Below are 21,186 nucleotides of genomic sequence, written 5' to 3' on the forward strand. Positions count from 1 at the left end.
GATTACCCCTTGACTGCGCCGGCCGTCAGCCCGCGCACGAAATACTTGCCTGCGACCACATAGACCAGCAGGGTCGGCAGGCCGGCGATCATCGCCGCTGCCATATCAACGTTGTATTCCTTGGCGCCGGTGCTGGTGTTGACCAGGTTGTTCAGCGCTACCGTAATCGGCTGCGAATCACCGCTGGAGAACACCACACCGAACAGGAAGTCGTTCCAGATCTGGGTGAACTGCCAGATCAGGCAGACCATGATGATCGGCGTCGACATCGGCAGAATGATGCGCCGGAAAATCGTGAAGAAACCCGCACCGTCCAGGCGTGCAGCTTTCACCAGCGCATCCGGAATGCTTACGTAGTAGTTACGGAAGAACAGCGTGGTGAACGCCAGACCGTAAACCACATGAATAAACACCAGGCCGGTGGTGGTGCTCGCCAGGCCCATTTTGCCGAGGGTGAACGAGGCCGGCAGCAGCACGGTCTGGAACGGCAGGAAGCAGCCGAACAACAACAGACCGAAGAACAACTGCGAACCGCGGAAGCGCCAGAACGACAGCACATAACCGTTCAATGCGCCGATGCCGGTAGAGATGATCACAGCCGGGACGGTGATCTTGATCGAGTTCCAGAAGTAACCGTCAACCGTGGCCCAGGCCTTGACCCAGCCGATGCCGCTGACCACGGTCGGCCAGCTCAGCAGGTTGCCGGTGCTGATGTCTTCCGGGGTCTTGAAGCTGGTCAGCAACATCACCACCAGCGGCACCAGATAAAGCAGAACGGCGATGATCAGCACTGCGTAGATCGCGATGCGACTCAGGCTGATAGCGGGTTTGGCAGCGAGACTAGTCATTGCGCTTGGTCCTCAGCTCGGAATACAGGTAAGGCACGATGATCGCGAGGATCGCACCGAGCATCAGAATCGCACTGGCCGAGCCCATGCCCATCTGGCCGCGACTGAAGGTGAAGGAATACATGAACATTGCGGGCAGGTCGGAGGAATAACCCGGGCCACCGGCAGTCATCGCCGCAACCAGGTCGAAGCTCTTGATCGCGATGTGCGCAAGGATCATCACCGCACTGAAGAACACCGGACGCAGGCTTGGCAGAACCACTTTCCAGTAGATCGTCGGCATGCTTGCGCCATCGATCTGCGCGGCGCGGATGATCGATTGATCAACGCCACGCAGACCGGCCAAAAACATCGCCATGATGAAGCCCGAGGCTTGCCAGACAGCGGCGATCACCAGGCAGTAGACCACGCGATCAGGGTCGATCAGCCAGTCGAGACGGAAGCCTTCCCAGCCCCAGTCACGCAACAATTTGTCCAGGCCCATGCCCGGGTTGAGCAGCCATTTCCAGGCGGTACCGGTAACGATCATCGAGAGCGCCATCGGGTACAGGTAAATGGTGCGGATAAAGCCTTCGCGACGAATGCGCTGGTCGAGGAACACCGCCAGCAACACACCGATCACCAAAGTGATGCCGATGAACATACCGCCGAACACTGCGAGGTTTTTGCTCGCGACCCACCAGCGGTCGTTGTCGAACAAACGCGCGTATTGCGCCAGACCCGCCCACTTGTAGTTAGGCAGAAAAGTCGAGGTGGTGAACGACAGCACGAACGTCCACAGGATGTAGCCATAGAAGCCCACCAGTACGATGAACATGCTCGGCGCCAGCACCAGTTTGGGTAGCCAGCGTTGCAATGCATCGAACGGCGAGGCCTTGCTGAACACAGCAACAGAACTCATGGGGAAATCCAGTACAGGGAATAAAAACTACAGTGAGATCCCTTGTGGGAGCGAGCCTGCTCGCGAATGCGGAGTGTCAGTCGACGGATGGAGCAACTGACACAACGCCTTCGCGAGCAGGCTCGCTCCCACAGGAGAAGCCTGCGCTACCGACGCTTATTTGGACGACTTGATCGCAGCGCCGAGTTTCTTGGCGGTGTCGGCCGGGTCGGCTTTCGGGTCGTTGATGTAGTTGGTCACGACATCAAAGAACGCGCCTTGCACCGCCAGCGTGGTCGCCATGTTGTGCGCCATGCTTGGTTGCAGGCCGCCGGACTTGGCGTCCGCCAGAAAGTCCTTGGCAGCAGTCTGTGCGCAGGAGTCGAAGCCCAACGATTCCATGTTGTTCAACATGTCGTTGCGAACCGGGATCGAGCCTTTGTTGATGCTGAAGACTTTCTGGAAGTTTTCACCCAACACGACTTTGGCGATGTCTTTCTGACCGGCCGCAGTGCCTGCGTCTTTCTGCTTGAACACAGCCAGCGAGTCGATGTTGTAGGTGAACGCCTTGTCTGTGCCCGGGAAGGCTACGCACTCGTAATCCTTGCCAGCGACTTTCTTGGCGGCGGTCCATTCGGACTTGGCCCAGTCACCCATGATCTGCATGCCGGCCTTGCCATTGATGACTTTGGCCGCTTCCAGGTTCCAGTCCTGACCTTTGCCGTCAGCGTCCATGTAGGTCGCGACTTTCTTCAGCTCGGTCAGTGCCTTGACCATTTCCGGGCCGGTCAGCGCGGCGTTGTCCAGGTCAACCAGGGCTTTCTTGTAACCATCGACACCCATGACCGAAAGCACCACGGCTTCGAACACGGTGCTGTCCTGCCAAGGCTGACCGCCGTGAGCCAGCGGAATGAAGCCCGCAGCCTTGAGCTTGTCGCCAGCGGCGTAGAATTCTTCGAGGGTGGTAGGGTTCTTGGTGATCCCGGCTTTCTTGAACACTTCCGGGTTGATCCACAGCCAGTTCACGCGGTGAATGTTCACCGGTACGGCCACGTAATCACCGTCGTACTTCACGGTATCGGAGACTTTCTTGTCGAGCAGGCTGTCCCACTTTTCCGACTTGGCGACGTCTTTCAACACGTCGGTGTCGAGCAGACCGGTCGATGCCCATTCCTGAATGTCCGGGCCTTTGATCTGAGCAACGCCAGGCGGGTTGCCGGCGACTGCACGGCTTTTCAGCACGGTCATGGCAGTGGCACCGCCACCACCGGCGACAGCGCCGTCTTTCCAGGTGAAACCGTCTTTTTCGACTTGCGCCTTGAGCACATCAACAGCGGCTTTTTCGCCACCGGACGTCCACCAGTGCACGACTTCGACCGAACCTTTGGATTCGGCAGCGGAAACACTGAGAGGCAGAATTGCGAGCGGGAACAGGGAGGCGACAGAAATGACAGTAGCGAGGCGAGAAATCGCATTCATCTGAGATGTACCTTTCTTGTTGTTATGCATGCAAGTCTGGTGCTTGCGCTGCACAGGAGTTTAAACAGGACGTTTCCCCTCGCAGGTAACGAAGGGACGCGCGAATGTCACCACATGGTTACACAGGAATGCTCTGGGACGGCTGCGCCAGCGCGGTGGCCATACTGGGTGACAAGGGTAGACGAGGAATCAGCACCGCCTGCCAGGCGTGATACAGATCGGGCTTGCCCGCCCAGATATCGGCGCTCGGGATGTTTTGCGGATTGAGTTCGTGGTGCCAACTGCCGTCGCAACGGTCGATGAAATTCATCTCGCAGAATTCCCAGAACAGTCGGTACCACGCCTCGTATTGCTCATCGCCGGTGCGTTTGAGCAAGGCGCTGGCAGCGGCGCTGGCCTCGGCGTGCGTCCAGTGCAGGCGATGGCGGACCACGGCTTTGTTGTCCCAGTCGAGGGTGTAGACGATGCCCGGCAAACCATCGACGTCCCAGCCGTTACGGCAGTTGTTCTCGAAGAGTTTTGCCGCGTCAGTGGCGAGCCAGCCGGGGGTGAGCATACCGGCCTGCACCCGCGCCGCTTCGAGGTGCAGCAACAGCCGCGCCCACTCGAAACCGTGACCGGGTGTGGTGCCGTAAGGGCGGAAACCGTCAGCAGGATTGTCGTGGTTGTATTCGCGCAGCGGCTGCCAATCGCGATCGAAGTGCTCGATGACCATGTAACCGTTGCCGGCGGCGTGACCGTGGATCACCCGCTCGACGATGCGTTGCGCGCGAATCAGCCAGCGCGGATCTTCGGTGACATCGGCCAGCGCGAGGAACGCCTCGGTCGCGTGCATGTTGCTGTTGGCGCCGCGATAGGCTTCTTCTTCGCTCCAGTCGCGATTGAAGAATTCGCGCATGGCGCCCTCTTCTTCGCTCCAGAAATACGTGTCGATGATATCGATGGCGTCATCCAGCAGCGCTTGGGCGCCGGGGCGCTTTGCAACCACAGCGGAACTGGCGGCCAGTGCGACAAAGGCATGCAGATAGGCGTTCTTGCCGGTGTTGTCGTCGCGGTGTTCGGCGACGGCGAACCAGCCGCCGTGCAACGCATCACGCAACGGCCCGCGCAGGGCGGCGATGCCGTGATCGACCAGCTCGGCGAAACCCGGCAGGCCCTGAATGTGGGCCATGGCGAAGCTGTGGGTCATGCGCGCGGTGTTCATGGTTTCGGCTTGCGCGTTCGCTGGCAGACGGCCGCGTTCGTCGAGGTTGCCGAAGCCTTCGGGCAGTTTCGATGCCTTGGCGAAATCCAGCAGACGCAGGCCTTCGGCGGCGAGCCATTGCTGGTGGGCAGGGGCGTTCAGCCAACTGCTGAAGCCGGGTTGGAAGATATCCATGGGTGGCCTTTTTTGTTGTTATGACTGCGGGGAGTCTAAACAACGGGCCGGGGTGGGCTTGTAACGAAGGGGGCGGGGTTTGTCACCGGATCGTGACAAAAGAACCACCCTCACCCCAGCCCTCCCGAAACGTCGGACCGCCCGTAGGGAGAGGGGGCCGACCGAGTGGTGCTGAGTTATCCGCCGACCTGACACATCGAGTCGATTATGGATTCGCTACCGGACTTCCAGGTCGGCGTATCTCTGCAGCATTCCCCGATCAGTCCCCTCTCCCTCTGGGAGAGGGCTAGGGTGAGGGAAAGCTTTTGACCTAATCCACCGAACGCGGCAATTGCAGGGTCACCCGCAATCCACCCTCACGCAGATTCTGCAACGTCACTTCCCCACCATGGCTGTGGGCAATATTGCGCGCGATGCCCAACCCAAGCCCATACCCCTGCTGCTGCCCCGCCAACCGAAAGTGCGGCTCAAACACCTGCTCCAAGCGCTGCTCCGGCACGCCCGGGCCTTCATCATCAACGTGCAAGACAAACGCGCTGTCATCGTCATCGATATGCAGATGCGCGTTCTGCCCATACTTCAACGCGTTGTCGATCAGATTGCCAATGCAGCGTTTCAACGCCAAAGGCTTGCCCGGATACGCCGCCAGCGCGCGACCATGCTGCGTCACGCGACCGTTGCCATTCGGCGCCAGATAAGGCTCGACCAGACAATCCAGCACATGATTGAGATCCACCGGTTCGATGTTCTCGTGGATGTCGGTGTCTTTCACGCATTGCAGCGCGCCTTTGACCAGCAGTTCCAGCTCATCCAGATCGCGGCCGAACTTGGCCTGCAGCTTCTCGTCTTCTAGCAATTCGACGCGCAAACGCAAACGCGTGATCGGTGTACGCAGATCATGGGAGATCGCGCTGAACAACTGGCTGCGTTCGGTCAGGTAACGGCTGATGCGCTCGCGCATGGTGTTGAATGCACGGCCCACTTCGACCACTTCGCTGCCGCCGCCCTCGGCCACTGGCTCGACATCGGCGCCCAGCGACAAATCCCGTGCCGCCCGTGCCAGACGTTTGAGCGGCCGGCTTTGCCAGTGCACCAGCAGGCCGATGAACAGCAGCAGGAATCCGCTGGTGAGGACGATGAACCACACCTGTTGCGAGGGCAGGCCTTGTTCTTCAAGACTGGTGTACGGCTCGGGCAACAGCGAGGCGATGTACAGCCATTCGCCCGGCGCCATCTGAATCTGCGTGACCAGAACGGGCGGATTGACCGGTTCCAGCGTCAGCGCGTAATGCGCCCACGAGCGCGGCAATTCATCGAGTTTCAGCCCGGCGTTGAAGATCCGCAGATCTTCGGGGCTGACAAAGGTCACCGAAATATCCGTGTCATTGCCGAGCGTCTGGCGCAGCACTTCGTCGACCGCTTTCATCACCGCCGCTTTACGCGGCGTCACCGGCAGCACGTCCATGCCCAGCGGTTTGTCGTTGAGCGTCACCACGAAGCGGGTGCCGCCCATGCTGCGCAATTGGTCGAGCACCAACGGCCGATAAGCCACCGGCAACGAGCGGAAATAGCTGACGCTGGCGGTCATAGAATGGGCAAGGCTGCGGGCGCTGGTGACCAGGCCTTCGAGCTGCGTAGCGCGCAGTTGCGAGACCCAGATCACGCTCGACAATGTTTGCGCGAACAGCACCGCCAACAGCGTCAGCAGCAACATCCGCCCGAGCAACGAGCGCGGCACCGGGACCTTGGCGGCGAGTTTACGCAGCGAGTCAGTGACCATTGCCGGCAACCACGTTGGCTGCCAATTGGTAGCCGCTGCCCCGTACGGTGCGAATCAGTCGTGGCGGTTTCTCGGTGTCGCGCAGACGCTGGCGCAAGCGGCTGACGGCCATGTCGACGATGCGATCGAGCGGCATCAGGTCGCGGCCACGGGTGGCGTTGCCGATGGTGTCGCGGTCGAGGATTTCCTGCGGGTGATCGAGGAACAGCTTCAGCAGGGCGAAGTCGGCGCCGGAGAGAATCACTTCCTCGCCGTCGGTGTGAAACAGCCGATGGCTGACCATGTCCAGCCGCCACTCGTCGAAGGACAGCACATCACTGCCACTGCGCTCCTGACCGAATTGCGCACGCCGCAGCAGGGCTTTGATCCGTGCTTGCAGTTCGCGGGGGCTGAAGGGTTTGCCGAGGTAATCGTCGGCGCCGAGTTCCAGACCGATCACGCGGTCGGCTTCGTCGGAACTGGCGGTGAGCATGATGATCGGCACCTGCGCCTGACGCGGATGCTGACGCACCCAACGACAGAGGCTGAAGCCGTCTTCGTCGGGCAGCATGACATCGAGGATCACCAGATCGCTCGGCGCCTCGTTGAGGGCCTGACGGAAACTGGCGCCATCGGCGGTGGCACGTACCTGAAACCCGGCGCGGGTCAGGTAGGTTTCCAGCAACTCGCGTATTTCCTGATCGTCATCGACCAACAATATCGACTTGTTGACTGAGCTCACTTCGAAGGCATCCTTGTTGTTGGAATTGGGGCGGATTATGCCTTAAGCATCGAACTTGCAAACACCACAGAACCAATGTGGGAGCGAGCCTGCTCGCGAATCGGTTTAAACATTCAACAGATCTGTTGACTGACACACCGCTTTCGCGAGCAGGCTCGCTCCCACAACTGGATTGCATTTCAGGTTGGGGTTGATTGATCCAAGGCCACACCGGCACCGACAAGCCCGGAATACGGCGCTGTCACCAGCCACACCGGAATGCCTTTGAAGTAATCACTCATGCAACCTTTGTCCGCAAAGCTGCGGGCAAAACCGCTTTCAAGGAAGAAATCGGCAAAGCGTGGAACCACCCCGCCGACGATATACACCCCGCCACGCCCGCCCGTGGTCAGCACGTTGTTGCCGGCGACACGGCCGAGCCAGCAGCAGAACTGCTCGAGCACTTCCAGCGCAATCGGATCACCTGCCAGACCGGCTGCCGTGATCGCTTCCGGCGTATCCAGCTTAGGTTCATGGCCGTCCACCGCGCAGATCGCCCGGTAAACCCGTGGCAGACCGCCGCCGCTCAACGCCGTTTCCGCGCTGACATGGCCAATCTCGTTGTGGATGTGCTGCCACAGCTGGGTTTCACGCGGGCTGCTCAGCGGCAGATCGACGTGACCGCCCTCGCCCGGCAATGCCGCAAAACGACCGTCACCCAGATCAAGCAAGGTGCCAACTCCAAGGCCAGTGCCCGGACCGATCACCACCGCCGGGCGCAACGGCTCCGGCGTGCCCTCGCAGACCACGCGGAATTCGCCGGGCTGCAAACGGGTCATGCCCAGCGCCATCGCCGAGAAGTCGTTGACCAGCAACAACTGCTCGACCTGCAAGGTTTTGCAGAACGCCGTGCGGCTCAGGCGCCAGTGGTTGTTGGTGAACTTGAATTCATCCCCACTGACCGGGCCGGCCACCGACAGGCACACCGAACCGATCGAGCCCGGCGCCAGACCGAGCCCGCTCAGGTAGAGGCTGATCGCCTCTTCCGGGCTGGCGTGGTCGGCGGTGGCCAGAACCTGAACCGATTCCAGTTGCTGGTTTTTCCACAACGCGAACCGTGCGTTGGTGCCTCCGATGTCACCGACCAAAGCCAGTTTCAATTAAGCGTCTCCAGGGCAGAAGTGAAGGCGCTGGCGCCCTGCTCCGCCGAGCTGAAGGCCAAACGCATAAAGCCAAACAGTTCGCGACCGCTGCCGATGTTGTTGCCCAACAGGCCTTTGGCGGGTTCGCGCGCTGCAAATTCTGCGGCGTCGACCTTGAGTTGCAAAGTGCCTTTGACGCCATCGACGCGGATGATATCGCCCTCTTGCACGCGCGCCAAAGCGCCACCGACATAAGCTTCGGGGCTGACGTGAATCGCTGCGGGGATTTTCCCCGAGGCGCCGGACATGCGCCCGTCAGTCACCAACGCCACTTTAAAGCCGCGATCCTGCAGCACGCCGAGGAACGGCGTCATCTTGTGCAGTTCCGGCATGCCGTTGGAACGCGGGCCCTGGAAGCGCATCACTGCGACAAAATCTTTTTCCAGCAGACCAGCCTTGAACGCATCGGCCAGATCCTGCTGATCCTGGAACACCATGGCCGGCGCTTCGACGATCTGGTTTTCCAACGCGACGGCGGACACTTTCATCACACCGCGACCGAGGTTGCCTTCCATCACGCGCAAACCGCCTTCCTGCGAGAATGCACGGGCGACCGGGCGCAGGATGTTTTCGTCGAGGCTGTCGACCGGGCCTTCGCGCCAGACCAGTTCACCGTTATCAAGGAACGGTTCTTTGGTGTATTTGCTCAAGCCATGACCGAGCACAGTGTTGACGTCTTCGTGCAGCAGACCGGCGCCAAGCAGTTCGCGGATCAGGAACGACATGCCGCCCGCCGCCTGGAAATGGTTGATGTCGGCTTTGCCATTCGGGTAGACGTGGCTCAGGGTCGGCACGACTTCGGAGAGGTCGGCCATGTCCTGCCAGGTCAGTTGAATGCCCGCCGCCATGGCGATCGCCGGCATATGCAGGGTGTGGTTGGTCGAGCCGCCGGTGGCGTGCAACGCGACGATCGAGTTGACCAGCGACTTCTCGTCGACGATTTCGCCGATCGGCATGAAGTTGCCGTTCTGCTTGGTCAGACGCGTGACTTGATGCGCGGCTTCGCGGGTCAGCGCGTCACGCAGCGGCGTGTTCGGGTTGACGAAAGAAGCGCCCGGCAAGTGCAGGCCCATGACTTCCATCAGCAACTGGTTGGTGTTGGCGGTGCCGTAGAAGGTGCAGGTGCCCGGGCTGTGGTAGGACTTCATCTCCGATTCCAGCAGCTCTTCGCGGGTGGCTTTGCCTTCGGCGTACTTCTGCCGCACGTCGGCTTTTTCCTTGTTGGAAATCCCCGAGACCATCGGCCCGCCCGGGACGAAAATCGTCGGCAGGTGGCCAAAGCGCAGCGAGCCCATCATCAGGCCCGGCACGATCTTGTCGCAGATGCCGAGCATCAGCGCGCCGTCGAACATGTTGTGCGACAGCGCCACAGCGGTCGACATGGCAATCACTTCGCGACTCGGCAGGCTCAGTTCCATGCCCGGCTCACCTTGGGTGACGCCGTCGCACATCGCCGGAGTACCGCCGGCAAACTGGCCAACCGAGCCGATTTCGCGCAGGGCGTTCTTGATCTGTTCCGGGAACACCTCGTACGGCTGGTGCGCCGAGAGCATGTCGTTATACGAAGACACAATGGCGATGTTCGCCGAGTTCATCATCCGCAGGCTGTGCTTGTCTTCGCTGCCGCACCCGGCCACGCCGTGGGCGAAGTTGGCGCATTGCAGCTTGCCGCGCATCGGCCCGTCAGTGGCGGCGCCGCGAATCAGTGCAAGGTAAGCCTGACGCGTGGCGCGGCTGCGGGCGATAAGCCGTTCGGTGACCTCAAGGACGCGGGGATGCATGTGTAGAACTCCAGGCTAACGGATGTGGCGACCTGATTGTCTATGCTGATCAAACGCCGTTGTTGTTGGAATGACAGACGGCTTTTTTGACCATTCGGACCAGTTGATTCAGGTCACTCGTTGTAGATAAAACAAAATATTGCCACTAAAAAGGCTTGTTTTCTATTTTTATGCGAATAATCTTGTAATTCCAACAACAAAACGACGGCGGCGCTGTTCAATGACTCTTCGAATCGCAATCAATGGTTTTGGCCGCATCGGCCGTAATGTCCTGCGCGCACTGTATACCCAAGGCTATCGACAGGATTTGCAGATCGTCGCCATCAACGATCTGGGCGACAGCTCGATCAATGCTCATCTGCTCAAATACGACACCGTTCACGGCACATTCGATGCTCAAGTCGAGCATGACAACGAAAGTCTGACCGTCAACGGCGACCGCATCGCGGTCAGCGCGATTCGCAACCCGGCCGAACTGCCATGGGCGGCGGAAAAGATTGATGTGGTGTTCGAATGCACAGGTCTCTTTACCGATCGCGCCAAAGCGGCCGCGCATCTTACTGCCGGCGCGCGCAAAGTGATCATCTCGGCCCCGGCCAAGGGCGCCGACGCCACCGTCGTTTACGGTGTGAACCACGACATTCTGCGCCAGTCGCACCAGATCATCTCCAACGCTTCGTGCACCACCAACTGCCTGGCGCCCGTGGCGCAAGTGCTGCACCGCGAGCTGGGAATCGAAAGCGGTCTGATGACCACCATTCATGCCTACACCAACGATCAAAACCTCACCGACGTCTATCACACCGACCCCTACCGCGCGCGTTCGGCCACGCAGAACATGATCCCGAGCAAGACCGGCGCTGCTGAAGCAGTGGGCCTGGTGCTGCCGGAACTGGCCGGCAAACTGACCGGCATGGCCGTGCGCGTGCCGGTGATCAATGTGTCGCTGGTGGACCTGACCGTACAGCTGAAAAAAGAAGCCAGCGCCGAAGAAGTCAACGCGCTGATGAAGTCCGCGAGCCAGCATTCGAAGATTCTCGGTTTCAACACCCTGCCGCTGGTGTCCAGCGACTTCAACCACAACCCGCTGTCGTCGATCTTCGACGCCAACCACACCAAAGCCAGCGGCAAACTGCTGAAAGTGCTGGCCTGGTATGACAACGAGTGGGGCTTCTCCAACCGCATGCTGGATAACTGCCTGGCGCTGTGTAACGCCGAGTAATCCCAGGTTATCCCCTGCCCCTGTGGGAGCGAGCCTGCTCGCGAATACGATGTGTCATTCAACATTTATGTTGGCTGATACACCGCTTTCGCGAGCAGGCTCGCTCCCACAAGGTTTTTCGTTCTATTCAAAATCAGGGCTTGACCATACAGGCAGATGATAAGCATTATCATTCGCTGGAAATCGATCAGGTCCTCCCGTGAGTCAATCGCGCTTCAACCACGTCTTCCTCACCCAGCGCACGTCCTTGCTACGCACGCTGGAACGGATGGTCAACAATCACAGCACCGCTGAAGACCTGTTGCAGGAGACCTACCTGCGCGTGACGCGGGCGTTGAGCGAGCGGGCCATCGATCACCTCGAACCCTTTGTCTTCCAGACCGCGCGCAATCTGGCGCTGGATCATTTGCGCGCGCGCAAGATCCACTCGCGAACCATGGTCGATGATGTGCCGCAAGATATCGTGCACAGCGTCGCCGCCCCCGCCAGCAGCGCCGAAGATGCCGCACACGCCGAACAGATGCTGGAGCGCCTGAATGTGAGCCTCAGTCAACTCAGCCCCCGCCAGCAGCAGATTTTCATCCTCAGCCGTTTGCACGGGAACAGTTATCAGGAAATCGCTGATGAACTGAACGTCTCCCTCAGCACCGTACAAAAAGAATTGAAGCTGATCATGAGCATTTGCATCGGCGTCGCTGAACGTCTGAATGGCGACTGATACTGTAGGCCCTTTCTGTAAGTGCGCGGATCGACTGCACGGATCATCGGGCTTTGTTACCCTTGCCCGACTTTTACGCTTCACTTAGAAAAACAGCCGTGCGCAGACACTGCCGAGGAACCACCGTGACGGACACCCACCGCTCGCCTTCGCCGGATTCGGTGCAGGACGCTGCAAACGCAATGGACCAGGCACTGGACTGGCTCATCGTGCTCGGCAGCCCGGACGAGGAGCAGACCCGGCAATTTCACGCCTGGCTGGCGGCCGATCCGCTGAATGCCGAAGCGTTCGCCAAGGCCCAAGCGATCTGGGACGGCCCGCAAATCGCCCAGTGCGCGCAATCCCTCGCGGCCAAACCTGCGAAAGTCACCTTCCTCAAGCGTCTGCGTCCGCACTGGAAACCGCTGGCCACCGCCGCGGTGCTGGTGCTCGGTCTGTTCAGTTTCAGCAATTTGCCGATGCGCATTCAGGCCGATCATTTGACTGTGGTTGGCGAGCGCCAACGTCTGCAATTGGAGGACGGCTCGAAAGTCCTGCTCAATACCAACTCGGCATTCTCCAGCACCATCAACGATCAGCAGCGCGTTGCCCGGTTATTTCAGGGCGAGGCGTTTTTCGAGATTGCCAGCGGCCGCAGTCAACCGCTGGAAATCGATGCCGGCCCGGTCACTGCCAGCGTGCGCGATACCGCGTTCGCCGTGCGTTATCTCGATGGCGTCGCGCAGGTCAATGTGCAACGCGGCGATGTCGATCTGCGCGCCACCCACAACGATGCCCGTGTGCGCCTGACGGCCGGCGAGAGCATCCGCATCGGTCCCAACGGTTTTGACCGCCCGGCCAAACTCGATGCCAACACCGATCTGGCGTGGGTGCAGGGCCGGCTGGTGTTCGAGAACTGCCCGCTGAATCAGGTGCTGGCCGAATTGCGCCGCTACTATCCAGGCTGGATCATCAACACCAACGAGCAATTGGCCGACGTCGCCGTGACTGGCAATTACCGTCTCGATCAGCCGCTCGACGTGGTTCGCTCCCTCGCGCACATCACCTCGGCGCAACTGAAAGAATTCCCCGCCGTGGTCATCCTGAACTAAATGAGAATTATTTTTACTCGATAGCCAACGTCAGTACGTCTCGTTATAGCCAATGCAATTGATTCGCAACACGCGAAGCCAATCAGCCCCTATAAAGATTCGTGCGACACGGAGCGCTATCGATGTCCTCACGCCTTACCCGCCAGACTTCCTCCCCTTCCCGCGTGCTGTCGCTGCTGACCGCTGCCATCCTGATGGCCGGTGCTGCACCGCTGATGGCGGCCACCGAGCAACCGACGCGCAACATGGGCGATTACTCGTTCGCCATTGGTCAGCAGCCGCTGGTGTCGGCGCTCAATGCCTTCACCGCCGTGACCGGTTGGCAGGTCGGTTTGCCGGCAGAATTGGGTCAGGGCGTGTCGTCGCCGGGCGTGCGTGGCTCGCTGCCACCGGAAAAGGCCCTGGAGCGTCTGTTGGTGGGGACCAATCTGAGCTTCCGCAAAATCAGCAACAACAATGTCGTGCTGGAAAAGCGCAACGCCAGCGGCACGCTCAATCTGGATCAGGTGACCATCAGCGCCACCCGTCAGGAGCAGTCGGTCAATAGCGTGCCGGCCACTGTCACCGTGCAGACCCGTCAGGACCTGGACCGCAACAACGTCAACACCATCAAGGATCTGGTGCGTTATGAGCCGGGCGTTTCCGTCGGCGGCGCCGGCACCCGTGGCGGCATCAGCGGCTACAACATCCGTGGTATCGACGGCGACCGCATCCTGACGCAAGTCGACGGCGTGGAAGTCCCGGACGGTTTCTTCAACGGCCCGTATGCCAAGACCCAGCGCAACTACGTCGATCCGGAAATCGTCAAACGCGTGGAAATCCTCCGTGGCCCGGCCTCGGTGCTGTACGGCAGCAACGCCATTGGCGGCGCCGTCAGCTACTACACCCTCGATGCCGACGACATCATCAAGCCGGGCAAAGACGTCGGTGCTCGTCTGAAAACCGGTTACAGCTCGGCCGATGACAGCTGGTTGAAGTCCGCCACCGTGGCCGGCCGTGCCGAGCAGTTCGATGGATTGCTGCACTACAGCCAGCGCGACGGCCACGAAACCGATTCCTACGGCAGCAACAACGGCACCGGTCTGGAACGCACTGCGGCCAACCCGGAAGACGTCAACGCCTACAACGTGCTGGCCAAGATCGGCTGGAACTACAACGAAGATTCGCGTCTGGGTCTGACCTACGAAAAGTACAAGGATGATCGCGACACCGATCAGAAAAGTGCTTACGGCGGCCCATACTTCAACGGCGCGCCGACCATTCCGGACAGCGTGCTGCCCGGCGGCATGTACCAGTGGCGCACCGGCAACGACACCATCACCCGTGAGCGCTTCGGTATCGAACACCGCTTCGCCCTCGACAGCCTGCTGGTCGACAACGTGAAGTGGAGCCTCAACCACCAGATCGCCAAGACCGACCAGAGCACCACCGAGTTCTACTACCCGATCACCCGTAAAGTGCTGCGTACTCGCGACACCATTTACGAAGAAAAGCAGTGGGTCTTCGATGCGCAACTGGACAAGGCGTTCGCCATCGGCGACACCGATCACGTGCTGACCTACGGCACCACCATCAAGCAACAGAAAGTCACCGGCTCGCGCAGCGGCGACGGTACCTGCCTGGCCGTTGGCCGTGGCTGCACCGCCATCGGCGCAACCAGTACCGCTGACGTGTTGGCCAAAGCCACCGACTTCCCGGACCCGACCATCAACACCTACAGCGTGTTCGCTCAGGATCAGATCAGCTGGAACAACTGGACCTTCCTGCCGGGCCTGCGCTACGACTACACCCAGCTCAAGCCGCACATCACTCAGGAATTCCTCAACACCGTGGCAGCGGATGGCCAAGGCACAGTCAGCGACGAGAACAAGACCTGGCACAAAGTCTCACCGAAATTCGGCCTGACCTACGCCCTGACCGAGAACTACACCTGGTACGGTCAATACGCCGAAGGCTTCCGCACGCCGACCGCGAAAGCCCTGTACGGCCGCTTCGAAAACACCACCACCGGTTATAGCGTGGCGCCGAACCCGGACCTCGAACCGGAAAAAAGCAAAAGCTATGAGACCGGTCTGCGCGGCAACTTCGAGCAAGGCTCGTTCGACGTAGCGGTGTTCTATAACAAGTATCGCGATTTCATCAACGAAGACGCTGTGACCCCGGGCCGCAACGAACTGACCTTCCAGTCGGCCAATATCAAGCACGCCACCATCAAAGGCGCGGAAGTCAAAGGTCGTCTGAATCTGGATGCGTTCGGCGCCCCACAAGGCCTCTACACCCAGGGCTCGATCGCCTACGCCTACGGTCGCAACAACGACAACGGCGAGCCGCTCAACAGTGTTAACCCGCTGACCGGCGTGTTCGGTTTGGGCTACGACCAGGACAACTACGGCGGCCTGCTGAGCTGGACCGTGGTGAAGAAAAAGGATCGCGTCGACGACAGCAACTTCAAATCGCCGGATGGCGTCAGCAGTCAGTTCAAGACGCCGGGCTTCGGCATTCTGGATCTGGCCGGTTATTACAAAGTCACCGACGACGTCACCGTCAGCGGCGGCATCTACAACCTGACCGACAAGAAATACTGGCTGTGGGATGACGTGCGCGGTTACGACAGCGTCGGCGAAGCTTCGGTGACGCAACCGGCCAATCTCGATCGCCTGACCCAACCGGGCCGCAACTTCGCGATCAACCTGATCTGGGATATCTGATCCGGTCGACCTCACTGCGCGTTTTCACACATCGCGCCGTGAGGTTTTTTTACGCTTGCACGTCTTGTCGTTCGTCTCGTTATCAAGCGCCTCTTTTATCAAGGACATGTCATGACCACTTCGGAAAAAGCCCTGCGTTCACAACGCTTGAACCAGATCACCAACGAACCGCACACCAGGCTCGATGCACTGGTGAAGGCGCATGCGCCGTTCGAGACCCGCGCCAACTTCGCCCGCTTCGTCGTTGCGCAATACCTGTTCCAGTCGGAACTGGTCGAGCTGTACAACGATGCCGAACTGACTGCCATTGTCCCTGACCTGCCAGCGCGTTGCCGCGCCGAAGCGGCCAAGGCTGACCTGGCTGATCTGGACACCGAAGTGCCGGCGCCGGTTGCGGGCGCGGTGAAGAACCCGAGCAAGGCTCGTGCGCTGGGCTGGATCTTTGTTTCCGAAGGTTCGAAGCTCGGCGCGGCGTTCCTGATCAAACGCGCCGTGGCGCTGGAGCTGAGCGAAACCTTTGGTGCCCGTCACCTCGGCGAGCCAGAAGGTGGCCGTGCCGAGGGCTGGAAGAGCTTCGTGCGTACCCTCGATTCGCTGCAGTTCAGTGCTGAAGAAGAGGCCGAAGTGGAGCAAGGCGCAATCGACGCGTTCAACCGCTTTACCGTGCTGCTGGAACAGGCTTACGCCACTGAAGCCGAATTGGCCTGACACAACACTGATTCCTTGTGGGAGCGAGCCTGCTCGCGAAGACGGCAGCACATTCAACATTAATGTGACTGGTCCACCGCTTTCGCGAGCAGGCTCGCTCCCACATAGGAACTGCGTAAGCCTGTAAGATCTCCATTCCGCTTCAGAAGCCACCGCTGAGCCCATGCCGCAACCCGCCTCCTCGAAACTCGCCCGTCTGCTGTTCGGACTGCTGGCCTACGTCAGCCTCGGCATCGGCCTGATCGCCATTGTCGTGCCGGGCCTGCCGACCACCGAGTTCATCCTCCTCGCCGCCTGGGCCGCGACCCGCAGCTCGCCGCGCCTGAGTGCCTGGCTGGAAAATCACCGCTTGTTCGGGCCGATCCTCAGCAACTGGCGCAACGGCAAGATCATTGCGCGCAAGGCCAAGGTCAGCGCCACGGTGAGCATGTTGCTGTGCGCCACCTTGATGCTGCTGATGCTCGATCACGGCTGGCCGGTTTATCTGGCGATTACCGGGATGAGCCTGGGCAATCTGTGGATCTGGTCGCGCCCGGAATCTCTGGCAAAAACTGTCTGATCACGCTCGCCACAAGTCTCTCCCGCCCGTGACAAGCGCCGTCACCGTCCTGAAACATCCCTGTAATTAATCGCTTTTTCAGCACTTTCCCCTGCGCAAACGTTTAGCGCTGACCGTTCGTCGGCAGCCGCCTCATGCGCTCTCGTTCCACGCCGATGAGCATTGAATGGCGCTGAATGGATTTGGCGAACCGGATAGTTCATATCCGCCTGCCACCCGTTTATTCATTCGCGAGATCGCCCCATGTTCGACTCTCTGTCCATTCGCCTGAAAATCGTTCTGCTCTCCGGCCTGTGCCTGCTCGGTGTGGTCGCGCTGATCGTCGGCATGAACATTTACCAGACCAACCGGAACGACGAACTGGTCAGTGACTCCAGCAACAAGCTGCTCACCGCCAGTGTCGAGAATCTGCTGCAAGCCAAAGCCGCCGAACAAGCGGTGCGGGTGCAGAAGACCTTCGGCGAAAGCCTGACGGTGATCACTGCCGTAGCGGATCAGATCAAGGACATGCGGGTGATGGCCGCCAAGCGTGCGCTGGACGCCGGCGCCTTGCGCGAAGAGTTGAACCTGAGCCTGAAAACCGCCTTCGAGCGCAACGACAAAGTGCTCGGCATCTGGCTCGCCTTTGAACCCAACGGCCTCGACGGCAAGGACAGCGAGTTCGTCAACGACGCCGCCCGCCAATCCAACGAAGCCGGGCGCTTCGCCACCTATTGGAGTCGCGCCGCCGGGGCCTCGCTGAACACCATCATGGTCGAAGAAGACCTGACCAAAACCACCCTCAGCGTCAGCGGCACGCCCTACAACAGCTGGTACACCTGCCCTCGCGACAACAAGCGTACCTGCCTGCTCGACCCGTATGCCGACACCGTGGGCAACAAGGAAATGCTCATGACGACCATTTCCGTGCCGTTGATCGTCGACGGCAAAGCCATCGGCGTGGTCGGTGTCGACATCGCCCTCGACGCCCTGCAAGCAGCGGCCGTCGACTCCCAGCGCAACCTGTTCAACAACGCCGGGCATATGCTGATCGTCTCTGTCAGTGGCGTGCTCGGCGCCGACAGTTCCGATGCGACCAAGGTCGGCAAGAAAATCAGCGACACCCTCGGCGCCGATGGCAAGGATGTGCTGCAACTGCTGACCTCCGGCACACCGAAGATTCTTGAACAGGGCGACCTGATTCGCGCCGTTTACCCAGTCGATCCGATTGGCAATTCACGCGCCTGGGGCGTGGTCATCGACCTGCCGAAACAAGTGCTGCTGGCTGACTCGGTCAAGCTGCAAGCGGTGCTCGATGATGCTCAGGAAACCGGCGTGATCACGGCGCTGCTGGTTGCCGTGGTCGCTGGTCTGGTCGGTCTGTTGCTGATCTGGCTGACCGCATCCGGCGTCACCCGGCCGATCAACAGCGTTGCCGAGATGCTGAAAAATATTGCCAGCGGCGAAGGCGATCTGACCCAACGCCTGAACTACAGCAAAAAAGATGAACTGGGCGAACTGGTCAACTGGTTCAACCGCTTCCTCGACAAGCTGCAACCGACTATCGCGCAGATCAAACAGAGCATCACCGAAGCACGCGGCACCGCCGACCAGTCTTCGGAAATTGCCCGTCAGACCAGCGAAGGCATGCAGGTGCAGTTCCGCGAGATCGACCAGGTCGCCACTGCCTCCAACGAAATGAGCGCCACCGCCCACGACGTCGCCAACAGTGCATCCAACGCGGCCAATGCGGCGAAAGGTGCCGATCAGTCGGCCAGGGACGGCATGTCGATCATCGAGCGTAGCACCCGCGACATCAACCAACTGGCCGATGAAGTCAGCAAAGCGGTGACCGAGGTTGAAGCGCTGGCAGTCAACAGCGAACAGATCGGCTCGGTGCTGGAAGTGATCCGCAGCATCGCCGAACAGACCAACCTGCTGGCCCTCAACGCCGCCATCGAAGCCGCCCGTGCCGGTGAGAGCGGTCGTGGTTTCGCGGTGGTTGCCGACGAAGTGCGCAACCTCGCCAAGCGCACGCAGGATTCGGTGGAAGAAATTCGCATCGTGATCGAGCGCATTCAGACCGGCACCCGTGGCGTGGTCGCGACCATGCATTCGAGCCAGACCCAGGCGCACAACAACGCCGGGCAGATTCGTCAGGCGGTGGATGCACTGGGCAAGATCAGCGATGCGGTAACGGTGATCAGCGACATGAACCTGCAGATTGCCAGTGCGGCTGAGCAGCAGAGTGCGGTGGCGGAAGAAGTGAACCGCAACGTGTCGGCGATTCGTACCGTCACCGAAACATTGACTGAACAAGCCACTGAGTCAGCAGCAATCAGCAGCCAGCTCAATGCCTTGGCCAGCCAGCAGATGAAATTGATGGATCAGTTCCGCGTCTAGCAAACCTGCAAAAATCCATGTGGGAGCGAGCCTGCTCGCGAAGACGGCAGCACATTCAACATTAATGTGACTGATTCACCGCTTTCGCGAGCAGGCTCGCTCCCACAGGGGAGAGTGTTCATTCGCTGGGCTTTCATCTAATCCGATAATGTTTTGCACTATCATCGCCCTCTCGCTCCGGAGGGCCTTCGATGACTGATTTACTCACGTCCATTCAAGCCGCACTCGGCTTGCCACACACGCCGGTTCCGTTCACCGACCGCGGCGCCCTGCCCTCGGCGTTCGCCGTCACTGACCTTGCCTGCGCCAGCATGGCCGCGGCCGGTCAGGCCGTCAGCCAATTGATCGAGCAACAGACCGGTCACCTGCCCAGCGTGGAAGTTGACCGACGTCTCGCCTCGTTCTGGTTCTCGACCTCGCTGCGCCCGATGGGCTGGCAAGTACCACCGCTGTGGGACCCGGTCGCCGGCGATTACCCCACGCAAGACGGCTGGATCCGCCTGCACACCAACGCCCCGCATCACCGCGCCGCCGCTGAACGCGTGCTGGGTGCCTGCGCCGATCGTGCCGCGATGGCGGCAAAAGTCGCGCAGTGGACGAGCACGGATCTGGAGCAAGCGGTCGTCGAGGCCAAGGGCTGCGCGGCCGAGATGCGCAGTTGGGCGCAGTGGCAAAAGCATCCGCAGGGATTGGCGGTAAATGCCGAACCGCTGGTGCATTTCTTCGATTCGCCGGATGAACACGGTCAACCGTGGCAAGGTTCGGTGGCGCAACCATTGGCCGGGCTCAAGGTGCTGGACCTGACGCGCGTGCTTGCCGGTCCCACCGCCAGCCGTTTTCTCGCCGGGCTTGGCGCCGATGTATTGCGCATCGACTCACCGACCTGGAACGAGCCCGGCGTCGTCCCGGAAATGACCCTCGGCAAACGCTGCGCGCGGCTGAACTTGCAGGATCCAGTGGATCGCGCGGTGTTCGAGGGTTTGTTGAAAGAAACCGATATTCTGCTGCACGGATACCGCGCCGATGCCTTGGAAAATCTCGGATTCGGCGTTGAGCGCCGTCGCCAGCTCGCGCCGGGCCTGATCGATGTCGGCCTCAACGCCTATGGCTGGAGCGGCCCGTGGCAGAACCGCCGCGGCTTCGACAGTCTGGTGCAGATGAGCAGCGGCATCGCCGAGGCCGGGCAGCAATGGCTGCAGGCAGACAAACCGACGCCGTTGCCGGTGCAGGCGCTGGATCATGCGACCGGGTATTTGATGGCGGCGAGTGCGCTCCGACTGTTGACCGAGCGTTTTAAGACGGGTCGCGGTGGCTCGGCGCGATTGTCACTGGCGCGGACGGCGAAACTGTTGATCGAGTCTGGGCCAGGGACGAGTGAAGCAATGCGGGCGGAAGATGAGCGGGATCAGGGTTCATTTCTGGAACAGACCCCGTGGGGCCCGGCGCATCGCTTGCAGGTGCCAGTGAAGATCAGCGGCACGCCGATTCAATGGGCGTTGCCGGCTACAGAGTTGGGTTCTCATCGACCACGGTGGGCTTAAAAAAGCCCCTCACCCTAACCCTCTCCCAGAGGGAGAGGGGACTGATTGGGGGATGCTTCGGAGTTACGCCGACCTGACCCTGCATCACTGAATCCATTATCGACTCGATTTAACAGGTCGACGTATAGCGCCAGAGCCGCCTCTCCTTCGGGCAAAGGGGGACTGATTGGGGGATATTCGAGAGATTCACCGACTTGAACGCTTGGAGC

16 protein-coding genes are annotated in these 21,186 nt (G+C 60.4%); 8 read left to right on the top strand and 8 right to left on the bottom strand.

The genetic code is table 11. The annotated features are described in order from the left end of the window. Nucleotides 1–2: 2 nt before the first annotated feature. The 8 genes from L8H52_RS18790 to edd all read right to left on the bottom strand — a co-directional run bounded on the left by L8H52_RS18790 (nucleotide 3) and on the right by edd (nucleotide 10,048). A complete protein-coding gene (locus L8H52_RS18790; protein WP_038369190.1) occupies nucleotides 3–848 on the bottom strand; it encodes a carbohydrate ABC transporter permease in 846 nt (281 codons plus the stop codon). Next, complete coding sequence (locus L8H52_RS18795; RefSeq protein ID WP_007917874.1) at nucleotides 841–1,749, bottom strand: sugar ABC transporter permease; 909 nt, start codon at nucleotides 1,747–1,749, stop codon at nucleotides 841–843. Before L8H52_RS18795 ends, L8H52_RS18790 begins: the two co-directional genes overlap by 8 nt. Nucleotides 1,750–1,905: 156 nt before the next feature. Beyond that, nucleotides 1,906–3,207 (bottom strand): ABC transporter substrate-binding protein, encoded by a 1,302-nt coding sequence (locus tag L8H52_RS18800; RefSeq protein ID WP_242208198.1) that lies wholly within the window; start codon nucleotides 3,205–3,207, stop codon nucleotides 1,906–1,908. Nucleotides 3,208–3,325: 118 nt separating this feature from the next. After that, entirely contained in the window at nucleotides 3,326–4,585 is a 1,260-nt protein-coding gene (locus tag L8H52_RS18805; RefSeq protein WP_242208197.1) for an AGE family epimerase/isomerase, read from the bottom strand. 310 nt (nucleotides 4,586–4,895) lie between these two features. Further along, nucleotides 4,896–6,365 (bottom strand): ATP-binding protein, encoded by a 1,470-nt coding sequence (locus L8H52_RS18810; protein WP_242208196.1) that lies wholly within the window; start codon nucleotides 6,363–6,365, stop codon nucleotides 4,896–4,898. Continuing rightward, nucleotides 6,355–7,086, bottom strand: coding sequence for a response regulator transcription factor (locus L8H52_RS18815; RefSeq protein WP_242208195.1), 732 nt, complete (start codon nucleotides 7,084–7,086; stop codon nucleotides 6,355–6,357). Before L8H52_RS18815 ends, L8H52_RS18810 begins: the two co-directional genes overlap by 11 nt. A gap of 179 nt (nucleotides 7,087–7,265) precedes the next feature. Then, on the bottom strand, nucleotides 7,266–8,225 hold the full coding sequence (locus tag L8H52_RS18820) for a glucokinase (RefSeq protein WP_242208194.1): 960 nt from the start codon (nucleotides 8,223–8,225) through the stop codon (nucleotides 7,266–7,268). Then, nucleotides 8,222–10,048: a phosphogluconate dehydratase gene (edd, locus tag L8H52_RS18825; RefSeq protein WP_242208193.1), complete on the bottom strand. Its 1,827-nt coding sequence runs from the start codon at nucleotides 10,046–10,048 to the stop codon at nucleotides 8,222–8,224. Before edd ends, L8H52_RS18820 begins: the two co-directional genes overlap by 4 nt. Before the next feature lie 220 nt (nucleotides 10,049–10,268). On the opposite strand from edd, the gene gap reads away from it, so the two are divergent. From gap to L8H52_RS18865, 8 genes are all read left to right on the top strand, one after another. Next, on the top strand, nucleotides 10,269–11,270 hold the full coding sequence (gene gap, locus L8H52_RS18830; protein WP_242208192.1) for a type I glyceraldehyde-3-phosphate dehydrogenase: 1,002 nt from the start codon (nucleotides 10,269–10,271) through the stop codon (nucleotides 11,268–11,270). A 199-nt stretch (nucleotides 11,271–11,469) separates the two neighbouring features. Continuing rightward, complete coding sequence (locus L8H52_RS18835) at nucleotides 11,470–11,988, top strand: sigma-70 family RNA polymerase sigma factor (RefSeq protein WP_242208191.1); 519 nt, start codon at nucleotides 11,470–11,472, stop codon at nucleotides 11,986–11,988. 125 nt (nucleotides 11,989–12,113) lie between these two features. Next, complete coding sequence (locus L8H52_RS18840; RefSeq protein ID WP_242208190.1) at nucleotides 12,114–13,079, top strand: FecR domain-containing protein; 966 nt, start codon at nucleotides 12,114–12,116, stop codon at nucleotides 13,077–13,079. Nucleotides 13,080–13,201: 122 nt separating this feature from the next. Further along, the gene (locus tag L8H52_RS18845; protein ID WP_242208189.1) at nucleotides 13,202–15,787 is read left to right on the top strand and encodes a TonB-dependent receptor; all 2,586 of its coding nucleotides are present in this window, start codon (nucleotides 13,202–13,204) and stop codon (nucleotides 15,785–15,787) included. A gap of 111 nt (nucleotides 15,788–15,898) precedes the next feature. After that, on the top strand, nucleotides 15,899–16,495 hold the full coding sequence (locus L8H52_RS18850; RefSeq protein ID WP_242208188.1) for a biliverdin-producing heme oxygenase: 597 nt from the start codon (nucleotides 15,899–15,901) through the stop codon (nucleotides 16,493–16,495). Between the two features lie 163 nt (nucleotides 16,496–16,658). After that, nucleotides 16,659–17,054, top strand: coding sequence for a YbaN family protein (locus L8H52_RS18855; protein ID WP_242208187.1), 396 nt, complete (start codon nucleotides 16,659–16,661; stop codon nucleotides 17,052–17,054). A gap of 243 nt (nucleotides 17,055–17,297) precedes the next feature. Continuing rightward, complete coding sequence (locus L8H52_RS18860; protein WP_242208186.1) at nucleotides 17,298–19,436, top strand: methyl-accepting chemotaxis protein; 2,139 nt, start codon at nucleotides 17,298–17,300, stop codon at nucleotides 19,434–19,436. A 191-nt stretch (nucleotides 19,437–19,627) separates the two neighbouring features. After that, nucleotides 19,628–20,977 (top strand): CoA transferase, encoded by a 1,350-nt coding sequence (locus L8H52_RS18865; RefSeq protein WP_242208185.1) that lies wholly within the window; start codon nucleotides 19,628–19,630, stop codon nucleotides 20,975–20,977. Nucleotides 20,978–21,186: the final 209 nt, after the last annotated feature.

This window comes from Pseudomonas sp. CROZ-RG-20F-R04-15, assembly GCF_022662375.1.
Classification (GTDB): Bacteria; Pseudomonadota; Gammaproteobacteria; order Pseudomonadales; family Pseudomonadaceae; genus Aquipseudomonas.

What these genes read in the sequence shown, in the direction of transcription:
- L8H52_RS18810 (WP_242208196.1), bottom strand. Translation starts at nt 6,365, where the DNA reads ATGGTCACTGACTCGCTGCGTAAACTCGCCGCCAAGGTCCCGGTGCCG.
- L8H52_RS18855 (WP_242208187.1), top strand. Translation starts at nt 16,659, where the DNA reads ATGCCGCAACCCGCCTCCTCGAAACTCGCCCGTCTGCTGTTCGGACTG.
- L8H52_RS18850 (WP_242208188.1), top strand. Translation starts at nt 15,899, where the DNA reads ATGACCACTTCGGAAAAAGCCCTGCGTTCACAACGCTTGAACCAGATC.
- L8H52_RS18865 (WP_242208185.1), top strand. Translation starts at nt 19,628, where the DNA reads ATGACTGATTTACTCACGTCCATTCAAGCCGCACTCGGCTTGCCACAC.
- L8H52_RS18860 (WP_242208186.1), top strand. Translation starts at nt 17,298, where the DNA reads ATGTTCGACTCTCTGTCCATTCGCCTGAAAATCGTTCTGCTCTCCGGC.
- L8H52_RS18800 (WP_242208198.1), bottom strand. Translation starts at nt 3,207, where the DNA reads ATGAATGCGATTTCTCGCCTCGCTACTGTCATTTCTGTCGCCTCCCTG.
- gap (WP_242208192.1), top strand. Translation starts at nt 10,269, where the DNA reads ATGACTCTTCGAATCGCAATCAATGGTTTTGGCCGCATCGGCCGTAAT.
- L8H52_RS18845 (WP_242208189.1), top strand. Translation starts at nt 13,202, where the DNA reads ATGTCCTCACGCCTTACCCGCCAGACTTCCTCCCCTTCCCGCGTGCTG.
- L8H52_RS18790 (WP_038369190.1), bottom strand. Translation starts at nt 848, where the DNA reads ATGACTAGTCTCGCTGCCAAACCCGCTATCAGCCTGAGTCGCATCGCG.
- L8H52_RS18805 (WP_242208197.1), bottom strand. Translation starts at nt 4,585, where the DNA reads ATGGATATCTTCCAACCCGGCTTCAGCAGTTGGCTGAACGCCCCTGCC.
- edd (WP_242208193.1), bottom strand. Translation starts at nt 10,048, where the DNA reads ATGCATCCCCGCGTCCTTGAGGTCACCGAACGGCTTATCGCCCGCAGC.
- L8H52_RS18795 (WP_007917874.1), bottom strand. Translation starts at nt 1,749, where the DNA reads ATGAGTTCTGTTGCTGTGTTCAGCAAGGCCTCGCCGTTCGATGCATTG.